This window comes from Cognatiluteimonas profundi (genome assembly GCF_009792795.1).
Classification (GTDB): domain Bacteria; phylum Pseudomonadota; class Gammaproteobacteria; order Xanthomonadales; family Xanthomonadaceae; genus Cognatiluteimonas; species Cognatiluteimonas profundi.
Genome location: NZ_VKHQ01000010.1, coordinates 1 through 2557, shown reverse-complemented (window position 1 = coordinate 2557; position 2557 = coordinate 1). Strand labels below are relative to the sequence as shown.

The 2557-nt window shown below is 54.4% G+C and carries 4 protein-coding genes; 2 read left to right on the top strand and 2 right to left on the bottom strand.

The genetic code is table 11. The features are described 5' to 3' along the window. The coding region (locus tag GST15_RS12740) for a GNAT family N-acetyltransferase (protein ID WP_159017697.1) at window positions 1–436 on the bottom strand (436 nt) is incomplete at its 3' end. Window positions 437–497: 61 nt separating this feature from the next. Further along, window positions 498–851, bottom strand: coding sequence for a hypothetical protein (locus tag GST15_RS12735; RefSeq protein ID WP_159017696.1), 354 nt, complete (start codon window positions 849–851; stop codon window positions 498–500). A gap of 669 nt (window positions 852–1520) precedes the next feature. On the opposite strand from GST15_RS12735, the gene GST15_RS12730 reads away from it, so the two are divergent. Then, entirely contained in the window at window positions 1521–1772 is a 252-nt protein-coding gene (locus GST15_RS12730; RefSeq protein ID WP_159017695.1) for a type II toxin-antitoxin system Phd/YefM family antitoxin, read from the top strand. Continuing rightward, window positions 1769–2023 (top strand): Txe/YoeB family addiction module toxin, encoded by a 255-nt coding sequence (locus GST15_RS12725; protein ID WP_159017694.1) that lies wholly within the window; start codon window positions 1769–1771, stop codon window positions 2021–2023. Before GST15_RS12730 ends, GST15_RS12725 begins: the two co-directional genes overlap by 4 nt. Window positions 2024–2557 lie beyond the last annotated feature (534 nt).

The following is a 2557-nucleotide window of genomic DNA, read 5'->3' as shown; positions in this document are numbered from 1 at the left end:
GCACTTGGAGTGTTAATTCACCGCCACCCAGCTCAAGCCGGAGATCCCCGCCCGGAACAATGCCACACGGCTGCCAGCCCCGAGAGATGTAGAACCCCTCAGCACGAGTGCCAGGACTGGTGGTGAGCCATAAACGCGAGTGCCCCAACGACCACAGCCAGTTGACCATAGTGAAATGGAGTGCGTTGCCGTAACCACGGGCCTCATGATCTGGATGCACAAACAGCGCCCAAATGCTCCCGGCCTTGTACCCCGTAGCGAAAGCGGCGATTTGTCCGTCTGCCTCGACGACCCAAGTGCGGCCCAAATCCTTGAGCGCGGCGATGTAGTCAGCCTCAGTGATGCGATTCGGGTTGGAGAGAGCATTCTCGCGCACGGCCAACCGCACACGATGCATGGCCGGGATATCGCTTTGGGTGGCTTGCCGCAATGACATGAGTGGGCCCTAACACCTGAATTAAGCCGAGCCGCGAAGCGGCTTCGGCTTGAATGAATTGTTAGACACCGCCGCGATGCTTTTGTCTTAAGCGGCGACCCAGAGCAATGCAAAAGCTAAACACAATTGATACAAACCAGACTAGAACAATTGCCACAATAATGCCCTGTGGTAGGGCGAAGTATCGCCCCAAAGCGCCTGCTGGATGGAGTTGACCAATCCAGGTAACGCTCATTAGTACCGCTACGACAATTGCGGCATGGAGCAATTGAAGTGAATTGACCTTTCGATTGATTTGCGAATTCGGGGCACGGCGAGCGATCGCTTTGGAAGCAAAATGACCCAAGGCAATCAGCAGAATGATGGGAATCAGAATTGCAGCTACCGCGAGAGCTATAAGTCCAATCGGATTCATTCCATTACTCCTAGCGGTGTCTAACACCTGAATTAAGCCGACTTGCGTAGTGGAGGCAAAAGCGTGGCAGGCTTTTTATGCCACGCTTTTGATGTAACGAAGCAAGTTCGGCTTGAATAAATTGTTAGGCCGCAATCGTAACGTAGTCGGCCACTAAACCCGCGTCAGTACTCAGGGCGCGAGAGTTTTAAAGCTTAGGCGCGCGCATGCGGCCCCATTGCCTATTTTGTATGCGGCTGCTTCAGATGCAAGATCGGCAGCAGCCCACGCGGGATTGCACATGTGGAAGCAGCCGCCGCTGACTCCTTTAGCGCAGCCGCTGCGCATGCAAGAAAGGGTGCAAGCATCGACCGGCAAACAACGTTGTGCAAAGTGTTGAAACACGCGGCGATCCCCAGAACTATCAAATGCGATACCGTCGATATTGCAGTGACTCTGCCAAGCTGCATGGTTCATTGCGCCGCTGGGTGAAGGTGAGTTGGATCGCGAACAGGACATAGCGACCAACGTTAACAAGACCCAGACGATGCGTGTAAGTTTCATTTGCGGCCTAACACCTGAATTAAGCCGAGCCGCGAAGCGGCTTCGGCTTGAATGAATTGTTAGGTGCCGGGCCTTGACAGTGGGTAACAGCTATTGTACAAATATATGTACAACTGGAGCCACCCTATGGACGCGATTACTTACAGCACCGCCCGAGCCAAGTTGGCCGACACCATGGACCGTGTTTGCGACGACCACGAGCCTATCATCATCACCCGCAATGGCGAGCAGGCCGTTGTGATGATGTCGCTCGATGATTTTAAAGCGCTCGAGGAGACCTCTTACTTGCTGCGCAGCCCTAAGAACGCCCAGCGTTTGCTCGAGAGCATCGCGGCCCTTGAGGCCGGGAAAGGCAAGGCACGGAGCTTGGCCAAGTGAAGCTAATCTTTTCCGAGCAAGCTTGGGAAGACTATTTGTACTGGCAGAAAATAGACAAAAAGCTGGTGCAGCGCATCAACGAACTGATCAAAGAGATCACGAGAACGCCGCACTCGGGCACTGGAAAGCCAGAACCGCTAAAGCATGCATTGGCTGGCTATTGGTCGCGTCGCATCAATGATGAGCACAGAATCGTCTATAAGGTAGCCGATGGCTCATTGCTCATCGCGCAGTTGCGATATCACTACTGACGGCACCTAACACCTGAATTAAGCCGGCTTGCGTAGTGGAGGCAAAAGGCGGTTAGGCTTTTTATAACCGCCTTTTGCTGTAACGAAGCAAGTTCGGCTTGAATGAACTGTTAGGCCATGCTCCCAGCGGGCCCCGAGCGCAAAAGATAGCCGATAACAGACTGGCCCGCGAACAGGCCCAGGCTTTGCTCCGGAAACCTGATGGATGCGACGCACGACGCCGAGCAGGCCAATAAGGTGCAGAGGATTTGCAACAATCCGTTGCAGTCGGATCACGGTGAAGCAACGCTGTGCGGAATGCCTGGCGGCAGGGCCAAAGATTTTGCAATGCAAGCGGGGCAGGGCCACTGGCTAACCCGCGGACCGAGACTGGTCGATTAGGCCGGGCTGTTTGCCCTGAGCACTTTGCCCCCAAAGCGAGGCCTAACACCTGAATTAAGCCGACCCGCCCAAGAACCCATATGGAGTCTTGAAGCCACGAAGCGGGTTCGGCTTGAATGAATTGTTAGGGGGCGCAGGTTAACAAAGTAAGTG

Coding starts and splice junctions, on each gene's coding strand:
- GST15_RS12735 (WP_159017696.1), bottom strand. CDS start 851: ATGAATCCGATTGGACTTATAGCTCTCGCGGTAGCTGCAATTCTGATT.
- GST15_RS12730 (WP_159017695.1), top strand. CDS start 1,521: ATGGACGCGATTACTTACAGCACCGCCCGAGCCAAGTTGGCCGACACC.